Below are 1,230 nucleotides of genomic sequence, written 5' to 3' on the forward strand. Positions count from 1 at the left end.
TCCTGGCGGTGTCGGAGAGGCTCAACTTGGGGCAGGCGGGGATCAAGCTCGACGACATCCCGGCGAAGATCGTCTGGTTTAAGGACAAGCTGATTCCGAAGTCGGTGTTGTCGCTGCTGCCTTGAGCGTGGGGTTTGTTGCGAAGTCAGGCTAGACGGCGTTGTAAAGTTAGCGGTGGCATTAAAGGATTTGTGGAAAAACTCTCCCGAACAGTTGCGTGACAAGCACTTGCAGCAGATTATTGCGTTCGCGGGTTCGGGAAAATTGCGGGACGGATCATTAACTTCTAACGAGCTTCGTGACTTCTTAGCTATCGTTCCGTCTAACCTCCTCAAAGGCTACGCTGAGGACTGTTTAGCGGAGAGTTTTACGGATAGTGGTCTCGCCCTACAAGATGTCGTAAATCAAATCGGCAGAAGATTGGGTTACGCGGTCAGAGACGGCCAATATCGTGGAAAGTCCGGGGTGATCGGCTTTGACGGTCTCTGGATGGCGAACGGTAACCACAGCATAGTTGTCGAGGTCAAAACAACTGATGCGTACCGCATTGATCTGAATACCATTGCTGAATACCGTAGGCGACTCGCCGGAAGCGGTGAGATAGGTGCGGAATCCTCCTCTATTTTGATCGTTGTCGGACGGAAAGATACAGGTGATCTCGAGGCGCAGATTCGCGGCTCGAGATATGCCTGGGACGTTCGCCTGATCAGTGTCGACGCGCTTATACGCCTTATGCTTTTGAAAGAAGAAGTTGACGATCAGCAGATCATCAAAAGAATTAGCGACATTTTGATTCCCCGAGAGTTCACCAAGCTCGATGAAATCATTGAACTGGTGTTCTTCACTGCTGAGGATGTGCGCAAAGATGTTGTGGACGAACCACTTGAAATTGCAGCCCTTGAGCCAAAAACTAAGCTGAAAGCCGAACCTAAATTTGTTCCTGTGAGCTTTCACGAAGCGAGTATTGAACGAATCCAGAGTCACCTGGGTTTATCGCTCATAAAACAGTCAAGGGCTATTTATGCGACGCCAGACCAAAGCGATGTTGTCCTTTGCACCGTTTCTAAGCAGTACGACCGAGCCTCTAAATATTTCTACTGGTTCGCCTTTCACCCGCACCAACGCGAACTACTCAACAAAGCTAAAACCTCATTCGTCGCTTTTGGTTGCGGCTCAGAGGAGAAGATAGTCTTTGTTCCCTTCAAAGACTTTGAACCTTGGTTGGAAGGA

Annotated in this window: 1 protein-coding gene and 1 pseudogene; both read left to right on the top strand. The window is 49.6% G+C overall.

The annotated features are described in order from the left end of the window. Positions 1-125, top strand: a pseudogene (locus tag AC2VE5_RS27980) (DUF790 family protein); the annotation flags it as partial. Positions 126-174: 49 nt separating this feature from the next. Beyond that, positions 175-1,230: hypothetical protein (locus AC2VE5_RS27985; protein WP_486890769.1), on the top strand; the 1,056-nt coding region annotated here is incomplete at its 3' end.

This window comes from Aliterella sp. E5.1, from assembly GCF_057473825.1.